General features: G+C 44.7%; 19 protein-coding genes. 8 read left to right on the top strand and 11 right to left on the bottom strand.

Features of this window, described 5'->3' with window-relative positions; genetic code table 11:
• Positions 1 to 22: 22 nt before the first annotated feature.
• Positions 23 to 850: an N-acetyltransferase gene (locus BIT28_RS03355; protein ID WP_075762230.1), complete on the bottom strand. Its 828-nt coding sequence runs from the start codon at positions 848 to 850 to the stop codon at positions 23 to 25.
• A gap of 135 nt (positions 851 to 985) precedes the next feature.
• Here BIT28_RS03355 and BIT28_RS03350 point away from each other — a divergent pair, with 135 nt between their 5' ends.
• Positions 986 to 1,468: a GreA/GreB family elongation factor gene (locus BIT28_RS03350; protein WP_075762229.1), complete on the top strand. Its 483-nt coding sequence runs from the start codon at positions 986 to 988 to the stop codon at positions 1,466 to 1,468.
• Between the two features lie 3 nt (positions 1,469 to 1,471).
• On the opposite strand, the gene BIT28_RS03345 is transcribed toward BIT28_RS03350, so the two are convergent.
• From BIT28_RS03345 to BIT28_RS03335, 3 genes are all read right to left on the bottom strand, one after another.
• A complete protein-coding gene (locus tag BIT28_RS03345; RefSeq protein ID WP_075762228.1) occupies positions 1,472 to 2,899 on the bottom strand; it encodes an NAD-dependent succinate-semialdehyde dehydrogenase in 1,428 nt (475 codons plus the stop codon).
• 87 nt (positions 2,900 to 2,986) lie between these two features.
• Complete coding sequence (locus BIT28_RS03340) at positions 2,987 to 3,445, bottom strand: GNAT family N-acetyltransferase (protein WP_075762311.1); 459 nt, start codon at positions 3,443 to 3,445, stop codon at positions 2,987 to 2,989.
• A 31-nt stretch (positions 3,446 to 3,476) separates the two neighbouring features.
• Entirely contained in the window at positions 3,477 to 4,325 is an 849-nt protein-coding gene (locus BIT28_RS03335) for a patatin-like phospholipase family protein (RefSeq protein WP_245823639.1), read from the bottom strand.
• 215 nt (positions 4,326 to 4,540) lie between these two features.
• Here BIT28_RS03335 and BIT28_RS03330 point away from each other — a divergent pair, with 215 nt between their 5' ends.
• Positions 4,541 to 6,169, top strand: a complete 1,629-nt coding sequence (locus tag BIT28_RS03330; protein ID WP_075762226.1) for a methyl-accepting chemotaxis protein — start codon at positions 4,541 to 4,543, stop codon at positions 6,167 to 6,169.
• A 94-nt stretch (positions 6,170 to 6,263) separates the two neighbouring features.
• Here the strand turns inward: BIT28_RS03330 and BIT28_RS03325 are convergent, their stop codons facing one another.
• From BIT28_RS03325 to BIT28_RS03300, 5 genes are all read right to left on the bottom strand, one after another.
• Entirely contained in the window at positions 6,264 to 6,758 is a 495-nt protein-coding gene (locus BIT28_RS03325; protein WP_075762225.1) for an acyl-CoA thioesterase, read from the bottom strand.
• A gap of 210 nt (positions 6,759 to 6,968) precedes the next feature.
• Complete coding sequence (locus BIT28_RS03320; protein ID WP_075762224.1) at positions 6,969 to 7,787, bottom strand: hypothetical protein; 819 nt, start codon at positions 7,785 to 7,787, stop codon at positions 6,969 to 6,971.
• Between the two features lie 605 nt (positions 7,788 to 8,392).
• On the bottom strand, positions 8,393 to 9,118 hold the full coding sequence (locus BIT28_RS03310; protein WP_075762222.1) for an ABC transporter ATP-binding protein: 726 nt from the start codon (positions 9,116 to 9,118) through the stop codon (positions 8,393 to 8,395).
• Positions 9,119 to 9,439: 321 nt separating this feature from the next.
• Positions 9,440 to 10,234: a LytR/AlgR family response regulator transcription factor gene (locus BIT28_RS03305; RefSeq protein ID WP_075762221.1), complete on the bottom strand. Its 795-nt coding sequence runs from the start codon at positions 10,232 to 10,234 to the stop codon at positions 9,440 to 9,442.
• On the bottom strand, positions 10,234 to 11,256 hold the full coding sequence (locus BIT28_RS03300) for a sensor histidine kinase (protein WP_075762310.1): 1,023 nt from the start codon (positions 11,254 to 11,256) through the stop codon (positions 10,234 to 10,236). Before BIT28_RS03300 ends, BIT28_RS03305 begins: the two co-directional genes overlap by 1 nt.
• 232 nt (positions 11,257 to 11,488) lie before the next feature.
• Between BIT28_RS03300 and BIT28_RS03295 the strand changes: the two genes are divergently transcribed.
• The 4 genes from BIT28_RS03295 (at position 11,489) to BIT28_RS03280 (ending at position 15,289) form a co-directional block, all read left to right on the top strand.
• The gene (locus BIT28_RS03295) at positions 11,489 to 12,217 is read left to right on the top strand and encodes a nitroreductase family protein (protein WP_075762220.1); all 729 of its coding nucleotides are present in this window, start codon (positions 11,489 to 11,491) and stop codon (positions 12,215 to 12,217) included.
• A gap of 82 nt (positions 12,218 to 12,299) precedes the next feature.
• On the top strand, positions 12,300 to 12,818 hold the full coding sequence (locus BIT28_RS03290; RefSeq protein WP_075762219.1) for a hypothetical protein: 519 nt from the start codon (positions 12,300 to 12,302) through the stop codon (positions 12,816 to 12,818).
• A gap of 207 nt (positions 12,819 to 13,025) precedes the next feature.
• Positions 13,026 to 13,565: a heme NO-binding domain-containing protein gene (locus BIT28_RS03285; protein ID WP_075762218.1), complete on the top strand. Its 540-nt coding sequence runs from the start codon at positions 13,026 to 13,028 to the stop codon at positions 13,563 to 13,565.
• Between the two features lie 2 nt (positions 13,566 to 13,567).
• On the top strand, positions 13,568 to 15,289 hold the full coding sequence (locus BIT28_RS03280) for an ATP-binding protein (protein ID WP_075762217.1): 1,722 nt from the start codon (positions 13,568 to 13,570) through the stop codon (positions 15,287 to 15,289).
• Positions 15,290 to 15,312: 23 nt separating this feature from the next.
• On the opposite strand, the gene BIT28_RS03275 is transcribed toward BIT28_RS03280, so the two are convergent.
• Positions 15,313 to 16,494, bottom strand: coding sequence for an amino acid aminotransferase (locus BIT28_RS03275; RefSeq protein WP_075762216.1), 1,182 nt, complete (start codon positions 16,492 to 16,494; stop codon positions 15,313 to 15,315).
• Between the two features lie 257 nt (positions 16,495 to 16,751).
• On the opposite strand from BIT28_RS03275, the gene BIT28_RS03270 reads away from it, so the two are divergent.
• A complete protein-coding gene (locus BIT28_RS03270; protein WP_075762215.1) occupies positions 16,752 to 17,063 on the top strand; it encodes a DUF3081 family protein in 312 nt (103 codons plus the stop codon).
• Positions 17,064 to 17,368: 305 nt separating this feature from the next.
• Positions 17,369 to 17,536 carry a hypothetical protein gene (locus BIT28_RS29475; protein ID WP_175577486.1) on the top strand — a complete coding sequence of 56 codons (168 nt, stop codon included), beginning with the start codon at positions 17,369 to 17,371 and terminating at the stop codon, positions 17,534 to 17,536.
• Between the two features lie 57 nt (positions 17,537 to 17,593).
• On the opposite strand, the gene BIT28_RS03265 is transcribed toward BIT28_RS29475, so the two are convergent.
• Positions 17,594 to 17,992 carry a VOC family protein gene (locus BIT28_RS03265; protein ID WP_075762214.1) on the bottom strand — a complete coding sequence of 133 codons (399 nt, stop codon included), beginning with the start codon at positions 17,990 to 17,992 and terminating at the stop codon, positions 17,594 to 17,596.
• Positions 17,993 to 18,323: the final 331 nt, after the last annotated feature.

Here is an 18,323-nt window from a genome sequence, read left to right as displayed (position 1 = left end):
CATAATAGTGATTTAACCGGGACTAGTCCGCGACCAAATCATGCCATTTTTCATGCTTGGTGATGTAGTTACTGATATAACCGCACACAGGTAAAATCTTGTAACCTTCCTCCCGAATTCGGGTAAGTACCGACTCCATCAATATTTCACCAACTCCCTGCCCTCTGAGTGAAGTCGGTACCTCAGAGTAGTTGAGGTGCAATACATTACCTTCAAGGCTGTAGGTCACCAACGCATAGGTATCTTCGGAGAGCTCCATTCGGTATTCATGCTTTACCGTATCGTGCTCGAGTGGGTAATCCTTAGTGGTTGTCATTTTTGCTCTACCTCTTGTTATCTGGCCCACCTCTCCCTCAATCACAGCTTTTTGGCTCTGGTCTACTTTGTCTGAAAATTTTTCTAATAGCCTCTGCAACTTAGGAGTGATGCGATTTCTGCAAAATGGCTTGTCCGGGTTGGAATAATAATAGTCCTGAATCTGCTCGCATGACGGTTTGAACGCCACGAAGTCCAGTACCCGGGTGATGACTGGCTGATTAAACTCAGCCTGTAATACCTTGAGGCAAGCATCAGCTTCTATTCCCTGCTCAGTACTGTAAACATAGACAGCCGAGGGATAACGGCCACGCAATGCATGATTTGATGTACAGCCATGGGTGTGCAGGTGAATTTGAATCAATGTATGCAGATCTATGATCCGCTCATTATAACTGACAATAACCCCCTCAGACGGCCCGTCATTACCACAAGCAGTTAGCCAGCCCTGTCTGACTTGCTCGACCCCTGCCAAGGAACGAAATATTGCTTCAGTGCACCAATAGCAGCTGCCACCGAATCCGACTGTTGGCATACTCAACCCTTTTCGTCACTTCTTCGTCATATACTTATACGTACAGACTCAGAAATAACTACGTCATGAGATGTCTATGACATCATGTTCGCTTTCAGGTACGATGACCACCTGCATAACAATGAATATATAAGCATGGATAAAACACTGTTACTCAAACACATTGTAGATGAGCTTAAAACTGTCCACCAATCTGCGATAGATGCAGCTACGCGCGCATACGAGACAGCAACAGACGAGGAAAACGCACCTGAGCATAAATATGACACTTTAAGCCTGGAAGCCTCATACCTTGCTCAGGGGCAAGCTCAACGAGTTGCCGAGTGTGAAGAAGATTTGTCACTGTATGCCAAGCTTGATATAAAGCAGTTCTCCAGCGAGGATGCCATTGGCCTCGGCTGTCTGATCCATCTGGTTGACGAGGATGATAACGATAAATTTGTCTTTCTCGGACCAGCCGCCGGTGGTCTGAAATTCGACTTTTCTGACAAAGAAATCATTATCGTGACACCTTCAGCTCCACTTGGGCATGCCCTGGCTGGCAGCCATGTTGATGACGAAGTTATCGTACACATCGGCGGCGAACAAAAAGTCTTTGATATAGTCGCGATTTACTAGTTGCTATAATCCGCCAAAGCAAAGGTATTTTACATCGAGGAATTCATCTATTCCCTGCTTCGCCCCTTCACGTCCAAGCCCCGACTGCTTAACGCCACCAAAAGGGGCGACTTCAGTGGAAATAACTCCCTCGTTGACGCCAACCATGCCGTATTCGAGCGCTTCGGCGACCTTCCAGATGCGGCCAATATCACGACTATAGAAATAGCTAGCTAGACCATAAATTGTATCATTTGCCATATCGATGAGTTCTTCGTCGCTGTTAAAACGAATAATCGGTGCGACAGGGCCAAAAATCTCTTGTTGAACTATATCCATATCCTGTCTGACCTCGGTCAAGACAGTCGGAGAGACAAACAATCCCGATTGCTGAGTATCTCCACAGGCAACCGTTGCTCCCTCTTGCTTGGCATGGGCAATGATGTGTTCAATACTCTCTTTGGCCTTTTGCTCGATAACGGGTCCAATCACAACGCCATCATCAAGACCATTGCCCACCTTCAGAGCCTTGACGGCTGCAACAAACTTATCGACAAATGTCTCGTAGACCGAGTCCTGAACATAGAAGCGATTGGCACAAACGCATGTCTGACCGGCGTTTCTGAACTTGGAAGCAACGGCCCCCTGAACGGCTTTGTCGATGTCGGCATCATCAAAAACGATAAAGGGCGCATTGCCACCCAGTTCCATCGAAGTACGCTTAATGTCGTTGGCACATTGTGCCAACAACAAGCGTCCAACTTGAGTCGAGCCGGTAAAGGATAATTTTCTAATTTTCGGATGGGAACAAAATACCTCGCCGACCATGCTGCTTGAAGCATTCACGACCAGCGTTAACAAATCACGGGGAATACCGGCCTGATAGGCCAATTCTGCAACGGCATAGGCTGACAAAGGGGTAAGGTTTGCAGGTTTGGCTATCATGCTGCAGCCTGCCGCCAGGGCAGGTGCCGCTTTGCGGGTGATCATCGCAATAGGAAAATTCCAAGGGGTAATAGCCGCGGTTACGCCGATAGGTTGTTTGATCGTTGCAAGACGACGATCACTCATTGGTGCCGGAATCACATCACCGTAAACCCTCTTGGCCTCTTCAGCAAACCATTCGACAAACGATGCGCCGTAGGCAACCTCTCCCATTGCTTCGGTCAGCGGCTTACCTTGCTCCAAAGTCATGATGCGAGCCAGATCTTGCTGGTTGTCCATTATCAGTTGGAACCAACGCTTTAACACCGCTGCCCGCTCCTTTGCTATTCTTTTTTTCCAGTACCCCTGCGCCTCATGCGATCTTTCTATTGCTGCTTCAATCTCAGCTTTCGACTGGGTCGGAATATGGCCAATAACCTCGTCGGTAGCCGGGTTCGTAACAGCAAGTGATTGCTCCGACGGCTCACATAAAAACGACAGCAGCGAAGGGTTTTGAATAGATTGCATGCTTACTCCTAAGTCTATCTATATCCGGCGTATAATCGCATTGAGGGTAATTAAAACCTGGTCATTCTTTACTTCCGGGTTCAACTGTTAATCAATGCTATTGAATACAAACTGAAACGGAATACATCCACCAGGCAAAGGCTTCGATTCTCCTGCCTGCTCAAAACCTATCGCACGATAAAAATCTTGAGCATGGGTCGACGATGAAAGCCTCACTAACCCTTTGGGCGACTTTACCCTGCATTGAGCTAAGGCCTCAGTAATGAGGGCTTTACCTATACCTCTGCCCTGATAGTCCGGATCAACAAATAAGCTGGTAATATTCCAAAATTCTTTGACCAATACTACGCCTACGATCCTGTTATCGAAACGATAGACTAAGTGAGCAGCATTATGTTTATTTTTCTTCCATAACAACATGTTGTAGACACTATGGGCTACCAGGTCATTGGCATCACGATCGGTTACGTCAATGCAGGTTTTTATAACATGCTCAATCAGAACCGTTATTTCAGCAATATCATTTTCCTGCGCGTTTTCAATCACAAAAACTCCTTTCATTATCAATACCGTGAACTCATACCTGCTGGAGGTTTATAGCTTCTATTCCGAGTTGATAACCCGCATTAAGCTTGGCCTGATCGGTAGTAATTCTGCCAACGGAAAACGACTCTGGCGGTGCGATAACAGTAATGGAACAGTCTTCGGGCGGGTTCTCGATAAAATCAATGGCTTTGTTATAACTTTCAGCTCGTCTTATCATCGCTTCCGACAAGGCCGGAAACTCAGACATCATTTTCTTTACCAGCCACTTGTTTCGAACAGGGGCTTTCCGATAGCCAAACTGGCGTGATAGGACAACCGTTATGTCTCTGGCACCGAGTTCATAAGCCTTAATCACAGGAATGGAATCTGCCACTCCACCATCTGTCATCGGCTCATTATTAATCAAGGGAAAATGGCGATAAGCAACTGGCACCGAACACGATGCTTTCAACAACTCATTGAGATTATCTGCCGTCGCCTTGATATATGCGGCTTCGCCGGTATTCACTTTAGTAGTAACAACATACAGGGGAATCGGCTGGCTCATCATTGCTTCTGCATCGATCTTGATCTCTTCTATGGTTATCTCCCATAACCAGTCAAGATCCAGCCAATGTCCCCCTTTTACAAAGCGCGGGAAGTTGATGAATTCGGGTCGACAAGAGTAATCTGTGATTACCCTATAGCTTCTGCCCCGCTGATTGGCGAGCCAGGCCGCCAGATTCGTTGAGCCGGCAGAAACGCCGATACAAAAATCAAAAGGGCGGTAATTGTTATCAATGAAATTATCGAGCACTCCTGCTGCAAATATCCCCCGCATCGCACCGCCCTCGACAACCAGCGCTGACTGAAAAGTGTCCTGCATTCGATTATGTACCATGTTGAGTCCTTTCATTGCCGTACCGCTATGATTCTATAGCATTAATCCTAACCTTGTCTGAACCTGATCCCAAACTAGAATATCTGTCTTTAATAACAACAAGGAATGTGTACAACAAAAAGATGCTATTAAAACTAACTTATTCAGTTTAAAGCGTTAATTACATGTGTCATCATTGAAACATTATTGTTACCTATGGAATAGAGAATCTATATATGTCTTTTCTCTCCAATCTAAGGATAGGCCAGCGTCTGGGAGTGAGTTTCTTACTCATCTTAACGCTGCTATTCGTCATCTCCGGAGTTGCAATTGAGCGAATGAAAAGCTCTTCAGCGGCTTCGAAACAATTTATCGAACATGATGTTCAACGCGTCACCCTGTCTTCCGAAATGAATATTGAGGCACAAGCAGCCGCACTGCGCTTATTGCAGATCCTGTCTACCAGTGACTGGGATAAAAGAGTGCAGCTATATCGAGAAATGGACACCCACTTAGCGCAACTGGACAATATCATCAATCAGTTTGCCGAAGTAAAAACCCTCGGACTGAACGAAAAGTTTGACCAGCTGCTGGCTAGCAAGGCAGCCTACCGTAAGGCTTTCCTTGCCTCTGTAGAGCTTGTCGAAATCGAACCGAAACAAGCCGCTGGCCACTTCTCGGAACAGACGCAACCAGCACTAGCGGCATTCCTTAATGCCATCGAAGCATTAAGCATGCAGCAGCAGATGCTAATGATGGAAGAGCAGACCTTCGTTGAGCAGGAAGGAGAGCAAGCACAGCAATGGGTTATGGGCCTTTCTGCAGCAGCCCTCGTTCTTGGTATTATTTTGGCATTTGTTGTCAGCCGCAGTATCGTTAAACCAATTCGTGGTGTTGTCGAGGCTGTCCGTCGCCTTGCTAGTGGTGATCTTCGACATCCGTCGCTGCCACAGGGACGAGATGAAATTAGTGATATCACCCATGCCCTGACCGAGACATGCTCGAACCTGGATCAGCTCATTATGGCGATCCACCATTCATCTGACAAAGTCAGTACTGCAGCGGAAACCATTCAGCACCCTGTTACCCAAATCCAAACAGGATCGAACACCCAGGAACTGGCTGTCGAGAGAATCAGCAATACTATCAATACATTTTCGGATGAAAGTGTTCAGGTCGCAGCAACTGCCGAAGAGGCTAAAAAGCAAGCGCAGCAAGGCCATGATCTTGCTTTGGATGGTCAACAGCGCATTAATCTAGTCACCGAGGAATTTGATAAAATTGCCTCTGCCATCAGCCACTCGGCTACATCTGTCGAGACATTGCAGGAAAGTGCCGCTTCCGTGCGCCAGTTGGTAACCACCGTCAGAGAAATTGCCGAACAGACTAACCTACTAGCCTTGAATGCTGCAATCGAAGCTGCTCGCGCCGGAGAAAGCGGACGAGGTTTCTCTGTCGTTGCCGACGAAGTCCGGAACCTAGCCACGCGAACAGGCACGGCTACCGTCGAGATCAACAATGTTATCGACAAGATCGACAGGGAAACCAATGAAGCAGTAACAAGTATGGTCGAGGGACGTTCCGAAATGGAACGCGGTGTTTCGATGGTCACTGATATGGTTAAGCCGCTAAGTGAGCTCAGTGCCGGGGCTAAACTATCTCTGAGTCAGCTTGAAAAGTTGGAAGAAATCGCCGCCAAGCAGGCCAACGACAGTATCAATATCAAATCCGAAATCGAACGCATTGATGACATTGCCAGAGACAACAAGCATCTCGTCAATCATCTTGCTCAAACAACGGACACACTGAGTCGCCAATCTTCAGATCTGATTGAGCAAGTATCGAAATTCACCCACAGTCAGTAACCAAGTAATTCTCGTTGAAACGAGCATCTTGAGGTAGCTTGGGTATATCATATCAATGCCTGCCCCACAGTTTGGTGGGGCGGCATCTTTCCTGTCAGTGCCCTTTTTTCAGATACTTCACATGTGCTTCCATCTCCTCACCGATCTCCTTGCGCATGTTCATTAACTTAATCGCGGAGTCACGCAGCATCTTATCTTCCTCGGTTTGAGGCACCCACTCAGGGACTGGTGTCGGTTTACCGTCTTCGTCTACGGCAACCATTATCACAATACAATGTGTTGTTAACCTTCTTTCCAGTGTTTTTGGATCACTCGCCTGTACATCAATAGCAATATGCATAGAAGAGCTACCGGTATAGATAACCTTTGCACTTACCTCAACCAGATTGCCAACATGAATCGGCGCCACGAAACGGATACCACCAGCATAAGCCGTAATACAATATTTCGCACTCCACCCAGCCGAGCATGCATAGGCCGCCAAATCAATCCATTTCATCACAGCCCCACCGTGAACCTTACCACCGAAATTCACATCTCCCGGCTCCGCAAGAAACCTCAACGTCACATCACGTTGCCCACCTTCCATATCCACTCTCCCTACTGTAACTTCGCGGCTCATGCCCGATTGATCCTAGTCTTACGATACACTAAGCGTTAAAAACAATTAACATAATCCAAACATTTATCAATCTCAGCCTTGTTGGGCAAGAACTTTCGAGCACCTTGTACCAGATAAGCAATGGAGCATAAAAAAAGCGCCCTGTGAGCGGGGCGCTTGATAAGATGGAAAGAATTATTATTCGGTATAGTTTGAAGAATGTTCCAACTGGTGCTGTAACTCTTCTATACGTTTTTGCAAGCCGTCTTTCTCGGCAATTAGTTTTGATTGCTCTGTAGTCAGGGCTTCAACTTCTCTAGCCATCTGCTCAGAGTCATTTTTTTGTAATATCGACTCTTGTCTTGCTTCAGCAAGCTCAAGCTCTAAGTGCTTATTTGCTGTCTTCAATACTGAATTGTCCGACAACTGTTGATCGTATCTCTCTGTATATGTCTCGCATTCAGCTCTAAAAACCGCTAGCTGATCGTTACTTTTTTCAAGTTCTGCTTTTAATTTTCGCTGAGCACGCTGCGCCGATAGTTTGGCTTTCCGGGCCTTCTCTGATTCAGCTACTTGTGATGTTAACCTCCTCTCTTTTTCCGTGAGACTCTGTGTTAATACCGCATTCTCTTTTTTTAACTGCTTTTCGATTCGGGAGAACAACGTTTCCTGACTTTCAACCTGCTCAACCAGCTTAAGCTCAGCCGTTGTTTTACCGCCCAGCAACACTCGCCAATTATCAGACGTCGTTCTGGATACGTAATCCATGACATCAAAGGGAAAGACCAAGCTGTTGTCCATTTCGCTTACCGTTGCCGAAAGATTGGCATCCATGCCTTCAAGCAAGTTGCTTGTTTGAATAGCGGCTGTTTCAATAGAATATTGAGCCTGAGTCAATGCAAATGTTTCCAGCATTTTCCCAGGCAACATAAATAACTGTATTGATTGATAAAAATTCTCTATTGGCATGTTCGATGATAAGAAATGGTAACGGTTAATTTGCGAGTTACAGTCCATTCACTCTCTCCCTGAATTGTGTTTTAAACACTTAAATTTATAGACTATAAACATACACTACGCATATATATTTTTGATGACGCCTCAGGGGGCAACCAGCCTACCTCATTATCATCTGCCATCATCAAGGCATCTTTTTAACACAGTCGCACCTATGGCTACCGATATACATGTCCCTCCAATGACCATTGATAATGCCTCCCATAGAGAGTGCTCCATTACATGCTGTCCGATAGGTAGGTAATGTATTGCAAGAACTCCAGCCAGGGAAAATCCTAGCACAGTTACAATCAATGAATTAGCCACTAGACAAAGTAATATCTCACTGTTATTCAAGCCAATCACAATAAATGATTTGAATTCAGATGCATTATTTAAAACTTTATTTATGGCTATACCCCAAGTGCATAATATAAATAATAATATAACCAGAATCTGCCCAAATAAATATAGAGAATTGCTATTATCATAATATGCTATTGAATCTATCATGTTATAACGTAGAATCAATAACAGCATAGAAAAGAAGCCGACAGAGACTATCGAGAGCAAAGACGAGCGCCAGTGATAAATTAGACAATTTTTCATCAATCTCATCTGCAGAATTAGATTCCCCATGGAAGCGCCTCTGAGATCTTACTTCGATGAACAGAGGCCAAAGGCACATGCTCTACAATATTGCCATCATGTAGGTGTATGATGCGATCGCAGCCCAAGGTCAACTCAGCGTCACATGTTGCGATTAGCACCGCGCTTCCTGTTTCTTTCCCTATTTGATTTATTGAATCAATCAGGCTCAATGCATCACTACTCTCTAGGTCTGCGACCGGCTCATCCGCAATGACAACAGCAGGCCGATTAATAAAGGCTCTGGCAACCACAACCCTTCGCTTCAGTTCGACAGGGAGTTGATCGGGCTTAAATTCTTCATACTTTTCCAGATTTAACTTCAATATCATATCCGACACGCGCGCACGGCGAATCTCATCAGGAACATGATTGAGGATCAGTGGAAATTCAATGTTTTCGAACACAGTATAGGCTGCTACCAGACTAAATCCGGGATAAATTAATCCTATCTTTTCACGGCGAATACCGACTGAAAATTCGGGCGTTTTCGTAATTGCTTCACCATCTATAATCACTCGCCCTTTATAACTATTATCAAGCAGACTACAAATGTTCAGCAACGAACTTTTTCCCGAGCCTGATGGGCCCAACAAAACGACAGTCTCACCTCGGTTAATTATGCCGTGAACCCCCTTCAGGGCTTCGTAGGCCTTCTGGCCTGATAAATGATAATTCTTTTGTATTCTCTGAAACTCAATCACAATCATTCCTCATAATAGAACTGAGTACAGATCACTAATTTAACCTTGCCCCCCCAAAGGGGGCTCGGTTAAGTGCCAACCAACATTATTTTTATTCATTACAGAGTGATATTAACAAGCTGTTTCGTTATTTCTGCAACTCTTCAGCTATAAACTTTAGGCCGTCTCCGTATATGCTGATAGATTACCAATTATACGGACTTCGTAAACATCCATGCGATAAATGGTTATTGAGAAGGATAAAAGGAAGATACCGCGATAAATGGAGTATATAAAGATCTCTTCGATAAACGCTAATGTCATAGCTACCCAGCGGGCGGGCTACATTTGCTTGAATAGCCCCTGTGCGTTTCGACTTACCGCTAGTTTCACATTATCTGACGATAAATGAACGTACATTTTCCCCGTGAAATCACGCTTCACACGATCTATCGCATCAACTCGCACAATCGTCGCTCTGTGGATTTGCCAAAAAAGATCTGGATCAAGCTGTTTAATGAGTTCTTTGAGCGGAGTACGAATGAGATACTCACCATATCGTGTATATACGCTGACATACTTATCTTCAGCTTTTAGATAGTTCACATCATCGACAGGAACCAGACAAATATCATCCCCTTTACTTGCTTTAATCCACCGAAGATAACTATTAGCCGGAGACTGAATTCTCGCAACCAATCGTTCTATCGCTTCAACAGAATTAGGATCGGTACGTCTTTGCTCCGTCCGTACGGAAAACAAATATGATCTGATTCGTTCGCAAGTCTTTAGCAAACGCTTTTCGGTAATTGGTTTGAGCAAGTAGTCAAAAGCATGTTCATCAAAGGCTTGAATGGCATACTCGTCATAGGCCGTAATGAAAATGATCAAGGGAATTGGATCGATTCCGTTTAACGCCTTGGCCACAGAGATACCATCCAGCCCCGGCATCCGAATATCTAAAAAAACGACGTCGGGTCTTTTTTGCTTTATGCTCTCTAACGCTGACTTACCATCCGCTTCACTGGCAACAATATCAAGCTGGGGAAACGCATCGGAAAGTGAACGATTTAAGTGGTGTCGCAGTAATGGTTCATCATCAGCAATGACAGCCGTGATCGTTTTCAAGTCGACCATTATATGTATTCCTCCGGGATAAATTCGATTTTGGTTGTTACTCCTCCCGTATCTGGTGACGTGACCGACAGAAAGGAATGATCCCCATACAAGGCAATCAACCGCTGCCGGATATTATCCAGGCTTACTCCGTTTCCCTTATGCAAGGATTTGCCATCAAGACCCACACCGGTATCTTTAATTTCTACTCTTATTCGTCCATTCAGAGATGTCAGGTGAACCATAATCTCTCCCCCCTCCTTACGAGGTTCAATCCCGTGGTACACAGCGTTTTCAACCAGCGGCTGCAACATATGAGGCGGTATATTGCATCGTTTATTTACGCTTTCATCAACAGTAAGCTGATAAGTTAACCGCTCCCCGAGGCGTATTGATTGAATCCCCAAGTACGCATCAAGTAGCTCGATTTCATCTTCCAGCATTATCGATTCTTGGCGACTTTTCTTTAAGCTGATCCTCAACAAATCCGTAAGACGTTCCAACAGCAGATTGGCTTTCTTGGCATCCGTGTCGATCAAGACTTGCAGGTTAGCTAACGTATTGAATAAGAAGTGGGGCTCAATTTGACTTTGAAGAACTTGTAGCTGGCTGATAACAAGCGCTTTCTCATGTTCCACCTGAAGTAATCTGGCCTGTTTCAGCTCGGACTCGTACCTCAGTGCCTTTTCGCGATTATGGAAGAAGTAATAGATTAGGGTTGAAAAAAATAGGGCTGCACTTAGCAAGCTAAAAAGTTGCCAGAGATCACTTTCATACGGCGTCCAGGCCGACCAGAGCATGGCATGTAATGTTCCGAAAATAACAGTACCACTGACGACAACAATAAAGTGGGCATAAGACTGCCAAGACGGCCAATAACTTCTCAAAAGCAAACTAATTAAGTTACAAACCCCGCCATAGCCAAGCACAATGATTAGCTGGCGGCTAAACTCCCCCCCTCGAGCAAGATAAGTTACGAACGCGATACCTATACATAGCAATATGCTGATATATATGTCACTTACTGGGTTGTAAAGCCTCATAACACTCTGATTATATATTTCAAACATAACTGGCTATTAGACATCATACGCACCATGTGGCACATTGGTTATAATTAGATTTGCGATCTAGCAGACACTAATGTCAAGAGCCGCAAATGACGTTACACCAGTTCTGCTTTAGTTCCAGAGTAAAGGCAAATGGTTGTTTAGCTCAGTGGAGCTGGTTGATATAATTTACATAATCTCATATTGAAAACGCAGATAATTCAGCATGTCAGAACATCACCCTTATTTTAACGACCTCATTCATTCTCGGCGCTCTGTCAGGAAGTATGACCAACACTCTGAGTTTGATCATGATGCTGTCGCTCGGTCACTGGAATTGGCCGTACTATCCCCTAACAGTTCTAACATGCAGTTATGGGAATTCCACCGTGTAATCAGTGATAATGAACGAGATCAGCTGGCCAATATCTGCATGGGGCAAAACGCGGCAAAAACAGCGAATGAACTCGTAGCTTTTGTTATCACTCCCTATAAATGGAAGTCTCGAGCTGAAATGAATGCAGCACAAATTCGCCAGGCATTCGACGGACGCGAAGACGCAACGGCCAAGCGAGCCTTAAAATACTATGAGAAGCTCATTCCCTTTGTTTATCGCAACGACCAATTAGGTTTGTTCGGTGTTGGCAGAAAGATCCTCAGCTATTGTCTCGGAATTAAAAAGCCTATGGTACGAGAAGTCAGCAAAAGCGATCTTCGAGTCTGCCTGCACAAAAGCAGCTCTCTGGCAGCAATGACTTTCATGATGGCAATGCGGGCCGAAGGGTATGATACCTGCCCGATGGAAGGGTTTGATTCCAAGCGAGCCAAGAAACTTCTTGGTTTACCCAAAGAGGCTGAAATTACTATGATTGTCAGTTGCGGTAGACGCACAGAAGAAGGAATCTATAGCGAACGGCATCGCGTACCTAATCAAGATATCATTATAAGTCATTAATTAACCAATTAACCTGCTTCACCATACCTTATCAAACACAATTGCGGTAAGGTGTGGGAACCACTACTCAAGAATAGATGATATGCCTTCACAGATTGAACAACTCATCAATGCAAAGAATGCCTGGATGGCAAGACACATAACCGAGGCAGAATTCCCAACGCCATTAAGCAAACAAGGGCTTGCTCTCTATCAACAGCAACAACAGTCTAGCCAACAGATATCATCTATTCCCGATACCCCTGAACCGGCGCTCACAATCTACCCCGTTGACTGCCACCCACTGACAATTCGCTATGCGCTAGTATTATCCAGTAAATGGCAAGATGAGGCCGAAAAAGAAGCTATTGTCGAATTTCTAACGCAAATGATGTTTGATGATGAATCACCTGCACAACTGTTTGTCGGTTTCTATAAAGGCAAACCTGCGGCCTGCGGGATGCTTTATCACACGAATAATGGACTAACGCTGGTATCAGATATACATGCACTACCACTAGCTAACCAGCAAGCTTTAATTGAAGAAATGGAAAACAGCTTACTCGCGAAAGCCGGAACTGATAATAATTACGCGCTAGTCATCAGTCGAAACTCGCTATAAGTTACACGAACACCTACAATCAATATCACCTTCATTCTTCAGGCGAATACCAAAAGGCAATGCATCTCTTTTTGGTATTTTCCAAGAGTTAATTGCTCTCTTCGTTGCTTTTTTAGCATGTTGCCCGTCACATTCCTTCAATGAACTTTGACGCTCCATATTTCGCTTACCATAATGAATCATAGATGGTGCGAAATAGGTAAGAATATGAAAGGAATCATCTTTACTGAGTTTTTAGACATTATCGAAGAGACTTTTGGGCTTGAAGTTTGTCAACAGATGCTTGATGAAGCCGCTGATACAGGAAGTTATACTGCCGTCGGTAGTTATGACCACCGAGCACTTGTAAAACTCATCATTACATTAAGTAAGCTTACGGGCATTAAAGCAGAGTCCCTTCAGGAGGTATACGGCGAGGCCGTTTTCGTTCGCTTGCTGGAAACATTGCCAGCGATGGCTGATCGCCAACAAGATACATTTAGTTTCATCAGAAAAGTCGAGGATCATATCCATACAGAAGTCAAAAAACTCTACCCGGATGCCACTCCTCCCCGGTTCGAATTTATTTCAGAAACTGAAAGCAACATGGTCATGGACTATAAGTCCGCACGCTGTATGTCACATGTATGTCTGGGACTAATCAAAGGCTGTGCAAAGCATTTTGACCAAACTGTCTACATTATGATGGAGCCTATAAATAAAAAGGAAAGTCACGTCCGGTTTAACCTCGAGTTAATTGTGGAATGAACATGGATCCCAGCCAACATATAGCGTTACTGCACAAAAAGCTTGAACGCGAAAAGCTCGCTCGCAAGGAGGCCGAAAAGCTACTTGAAGTAAAAAGTCATGAGCTTTACTCAGCCAAAAAGCTTGTTGAACAGTCTGTTGAAAAACTAAAAGCCCAAGCAGAAGTTGACTCAGAGCTGCTCGCCTATCAAGCGAAAATGGAAACCATGCTCTTGGAATATGGTCGCCTGTTCCTCATTCAGTCTCCCAGCAAAGCCATTATTCAGCAACTGACAGATAGTTTAGTCGATAACCTCTCGGTAACGGCCTGCCATATTAAAGTTAATTGCGAGCCTGACATAGGCATAAACGCTAGCTTTATTTCAGGTCGACGTCAGGTATGGCAACCTCCCGCTTTATTAAAAAACACTAACACGTATTGGGATAACTCGGAGGGTATTCTATGGATATCGATGAGCACACCTCCGGCAATCAATGGCTATTTTGCCATTCGAATACGGGCAACAGGCACCTGGTTTCAGACTATTAAGAAACACATGGCGATATTTAGTGAAATGCTCCGCTCATCGATCGGCCGGCAGTTAAACTATGAAGAAGCGATCTCGGCAAGAGAACGCGCGGAAGCTTCCGAACAAGCCACACGCGACTTTCTGGCTATGATAAATCATGAACTCAGAACGCCGCTGAATGGCGTCTTGGGCTCTGCAGAGCTGTTAGAAGATACCGAACTCACTAAACATCAGCACAAACTCTTAAACACTCTAAACCATTCTGGTGAACTCTTGCGGTCTATCATTAACGACTTGCTCGACTACAGCAAAATCAATGCAGGTATGCTGGAGCTCTCAGAAAAACCCTTTAACTGTCATAACATGGCAAATAAGCTCGATGATATTTTCCAACTTCGTGCATCAGAAAAACAGCTCCAACTATCGGTAAAATGTAGTAGCTCGGTGCCAAACCAACTAATTGGTGATGAGGACAGAATAAAGCAAATCTGCGTGAACCTAATTGGTAATGCCATCAAGTTTACAACTCAGGGTCATGTCACAGCTCTCGTTGACTGGCAGGAAGGGCATTTAGTCTTTACTATTACCGATTCCGGCTGCGGTATTTCTCCTGAACAGCAGCGCAAACTGTTTAAACCCTTTAGTCAGATCGATATTTCCAGCAAGCGAACCCATGAAGGAACAGGGCTTGGCCTTGCTATTTGCAAAAAACTAGCCATTCAAATGCAAGGCAAAATAACGGTTGAGAGCCAAGCCGGTAAAGGAGCAACCTTCACCGTCGCCCTCCCCTTATCTATCCATCATTCACCGGTGGAACCAATCCCCACAAGTAGAAAAGAACGCAGACAACTTGATGAACTTAAAGTACTGGTAGTTGAAGACCTCAAAACCAACCAGATGTTAATCAAGCTGATGTTAGGTAAACTCGGCCTTGTCCCGACAGTTGTTGATAATGGCCAGCAAGCGCTCGATATTTTAATCGACCATTCTTTTGATGTGATTTTGATGGATTGCAGAATGCCGATTATGGATGGGTACTGCGCAACCAAGAAACTGCGCGAACATGGCTACCAAAAGCCAATACTTGCTTTAACTGCCGGAACAACAACGGCTGAACGCCAGGAGTGCATTGATGCCGGTATGGACGATATCCTCTGTAAGCCTTACCAGTCCAAAGAACTGAAAGAAATGCTTGAAAGGTGGGGAGCTCACTAGCTCCCTCACTCATCGTTACGACTTCAGCGTGATACGGTAACTAACGCATTAGCCAGATAATCTAGCTGCTGTTCCTGCAAGCCAGCGACATTGATCCGCCCGTCACCAACAGCATAGATTGCAAACTCATCACGCAAACGGCCAATCTGCTCAGGGCTTAAACCTGTTACCGAGAACATCCCTTTGTGCTGCTCGATAAAATCGAATTCATCTGAGCCTTGTGCACGTACCGCCTTTGTCAGCCCAGCTCTCAAACTCAATAAACGCCCCAGCATTTCATCCAGTTCCTGCTTCCAAATTTGAGTAAGAGCAGAATCATTCAGAATGGCCGCGACAAGTGCAGCACCGTGATCAGGTGGCATGGTATATGTCGAGCGTGCAAGATTCATAATCCGCCCTTTCGCCTTCTTCGCTTCCTTCAGGCTATCACTAATCACAATCGCGGCACCAGTACGCTCACGGTACAGTCCAAAGTTCTTAGAACAAGATGTTGCGATAATCATCTCTTCAGTATTGTCGGCCATATGCTTCAAGCCAGCCGCATCTTGCTCCAGGCCATCTCCAAAGCCCTGGTAGGCAATATCGACAAATGGCATAAAACCGTTCTTATTAGCGAGCTCCGTAATCGCCTGCCAGTCGGCAAACGAAATATCAGCCCCCGTTGGGTTATGACAACACCCATGAAGTAACACAACATCCTTCGGACCAGCTTTCGCTAATTCGGTCAGCATCGCATGGCTGTCAACTTGCTTCGTGACTGGATTGAAATACGGGTAATAGCGAACTTTCAACCCAGCAGCTTCCATAACAGGCTTATGATTGACGTAGCTAGGGTTTGAAATCCATACCGTTGTGTCAGGCTGGGCAATACGCATTAAATCGGCCAACATCCGCAGTGCTCCGCTAGCTCCCGGAGTCTGAATTGCGGCAGCACGGCTATATGCAGATGTGTCTGTCAGCAACAGATCCATCATTGACTGATTAAACACCTCATTTCCGGCAAGCCCGACATAGGCTTTGGTCGTTTGTGTCTCCAATACACGCTGCTGAGCCTGCTGAACTGCCTGCATGATCGGCGTTTCACCTTGGCTATTCCGGTACACCCCTATACCTAAATCCATCTTATTTTCGCGCTCGTCTTCTCGGTAGGCAATTGAAAGCGACAAAATAGGGTCAAGTTGTGCTTCGGTAAGCTGCTTAAACATCGGATAAATTCCATTTAGTGGCTGTTCATAGATTCAACCTATCACTTAGCTTACGAAAGGTCACTATGAAATCATTAAAAATATCAATGTTGTTCTGTTCCTTTTCTGGCAAAACTGTGACCCCTAACGGGCTCTATTTTTGATCTTAAATAACATTCAACTAACTTAGCTTGCAGTCAACGAGACAGGACCTAAATTTATAAGTGTAACTTGCGTTTTTTACCGTAGGAACAATATGAAATTGGGTGGAGGTTGTTATGAAAAACAGTGTTGATGTACGTACCTTACTTAGTGTGTACGAAAAGATCAAAACTCAGGGAACAGCGACAGATACGGGCATCCAGCTTGGTGGAGTCACCTGCACTGAGAACCCGGATGGATACTATGTCAATCTATCTGATAGCAATGTCAGCCTCGATATTAACTTCCATAATACATACCACTTCCATACCGCGAATGAAGATCCCGATACAGTCATAAACCAAACCACAACAGAGTTTCATAATAACAATGAAGCTCAGATTCAGGCATTCATTCACAAGCTAATGGAACTGGACAAAAGATATTAACATGACGAAAACCTCCCAATAATAATCGGCAGGCATGATATTGATAGCTCATATAAGCAGCCCTCAGCATCAGCCTGCTCAACGCTCTGAATTTAAACCAGATGTTTTCTTTATTTGACACTTTCCTGACAAAGCCAGCTAACAAAATCAATAGGCTAGATTCGTTTCCAACAACAACAAATAAACAATTACACGCCGTTCAGTTTCTATTCATACGGACTAAGATATGGTCGAAATATAAAATTACGGCCCACTTTAACGGCATGTACTAATAACGTTTCTGTCTTACCAGGAAGAGAACCAAGATGCACACTCCACAACTCAGTACCAAAGAGATTGATAATGCGATTGCTGCCCTAGGTGAATGTTATAGGCGTCTGAACGCAGCCGAGATGACAGCCAAGGAATTGTCGCAGGATGGCTTCACCCTAATGTTCAAGTCAGCTTACGAGGATCTCTCAAAGCGACATTAGGGAAGATAAACAAAAAAAGCTCAGGTATTAGCCTGAGCTTTTAAGGTTCAATTGGAATTAGCAATCCCAATCTCGATTTTGTAGTACCACGCGGTATCCGTCAACATCTTCGAATGTTTTACCAACATTTTCCCAATACGGGTTCGTCGACTCTACCACGCTAAATCCGGCATCAATCATATTACGGCAGGTACGTTCCCATACTCTGCTGCAGTCAATATAAAACACTAACAAATGTTCTTGTGAAGGTGCTTTTCCTACAGTGGCGCCTTGTTGATGAATAAACTCCAAATGATAGGCATGTTGTTGGTGACCTAGTACTACACCATCAAAGCCATCATGATCTTTAAACTGTTTAAGCATCTCAAAGCCAAGTGCCTTACTATACATCACAGCAATTTGCTCTAGATTATCCGTAGGTCTGACAACACGGAGTGTCGCGTCTCTTGGTATCATGGCCGTATCATCCTTTGATTCTAAATTGTTTCTATCGCGTTATAGCCCGGTATTATTTTTTCTATATAAAATGAATCACCACACTAAATAACAATATTGATATTTTTCACCCTCAATACTCAAAGGGTTGAATATACCCATACTTTTACAGCTATTGCCCATACCGTCAAGCCATTAGATATATTAATCAAAGTTAAGAATGCAGCTTTGCTGAACACCGCACATTTTCGGCTCTGGATCACACTAGAATGAATCGAGTAGGAGGAGGCCTCGCGGCCTCCGTCCTCTCACACCACCGTACAAGCGTGGGTCGCATACGGCGGTTCCGAAT

Origin of the sequence: Photobacterium proteolyticum (assembly GCF_001939735.1) — a bacterium.
GTDB lineage: Bacteria > Pseudomonadota > Gammaproteobacteria > Enterobacterales > Vibrionaceae > Photobacterium > Photobacterium proteolyticum.
This window is presented reverse-complemented; position numbering and strand designations above follow the sequence as displayed.

Coding starts and splice junctions, on each gene's coding strand:
- BIT28_RS03355 (WP_075762230.1), bottom strand. CDS start 850: ATGCCAACAGTCGGATTCGGTGGCAGCTGCTATTGGTGCACTGAAGCA.
- BIT28_RS03350 (WP_075762229.1), top strand. CDS start 986: ATGGATAAAACACTGTTACTCAAACACATTGTAGATGAGCTTAAAACT.
- BIT28_RS03345 (WP_075762228.1), bottom strand. CDS start 2,899: ATGCAATCTATTCAAAACCCTTCGCTGCTGTCGTTTTTATGTGAGCCG.
- BIT28_RS03335 (WP_245823639.1), bottom strand. CDS start 4,325: ATGGTACATAATCGAATGCAGGACACTTTTCAGTCAGCGCTGGTTGTC.
- BIT28_RS03330 (WP_075762226.1), top strand. CDS start 4,541: ATGTCTTTTCTCTCCAATCTAAGGATAGGCCAGCGTCTGGGAGTGAGT.
- BIT28_RS03325 (WP_075762225.1), bottom strand. CDS start 6,758: ATGGAAGGTGGGCAACGTGATGTGACGTTGAGGTTTCTTGCGGAGCCG.
- BIT28_RS03320 (WP_075762224.1), bottom strand. CDS start 7,787: ATGGACTGTAACTCGCAAATTAACCGTTACCATTTCTTATCATCGAAC.
- BIT28_RS03305 (WP_075762221.1), bottom strand. CDS start 10,234: ATGGTCGACTTGAAAACGATCACGGCTGTCATTGCTGATGATGAACCA.
- BIT28_RS03300 (WP_075762310.1), bottom strand. CDS start 11,256: ATGAGGCTTTACAACCCAGTAAGTGACATATATATCAGCATATTGCTA.
- BIT28_RS03295 (WP_075762220.1), top strand. CDS start 11,489: ATGTCAGAACATCACCCTTATTTTAACGACCTCATTCATTCTCGGCGC.
- BIT28_RS03290 (WP_075762219.1), top strand. CDS start 12,300: ATGCCTTCACAGATTGAACAACTCATCAATGCAAAGAATGCCTGGATG.
- BIT28_RS03285 (WP_075762218.1), top strand. CDS start 13,026: ATGAAAGGAATCATCTTTACTGAGTTTTTAGACATTATCGAAGAGACT.
- BIT28_RS03280 (WP_075762217.1), top strand. CDS start 13,568: ATGGATCCCAGCCAACATATAGCGTTACTGCACAAAAAGCTTGAACGC.
- BIT28_RS03275 (WP_075762216.1), bottom strand. CDS start 16,494: ATGTTTAAGCAGCTTACCGAAGCACAACTTGACCCTATTTTGTCGCTT.
- BIT28_RS03270 (WP_075762215.1), top strand. CDS start 16,752: ATGAAAAACAGTGTTGATGTACGTACCTTACTTAGTGTGTACGAAAAG.
- BIT28_RS29475 (WP_175577486.1), top strand. CDS start 17,369: ATGCACACTCCACAACTCAGTACCAAAGAGATTGATAATGCGATTGCT.
- BIT28_RS03265 (WP_075762214.1), bottom strand. CDS start 17,992: ATGATACCAAGAGACGCGACACTCCGTGTTGTCAGACCTACGGATAAT.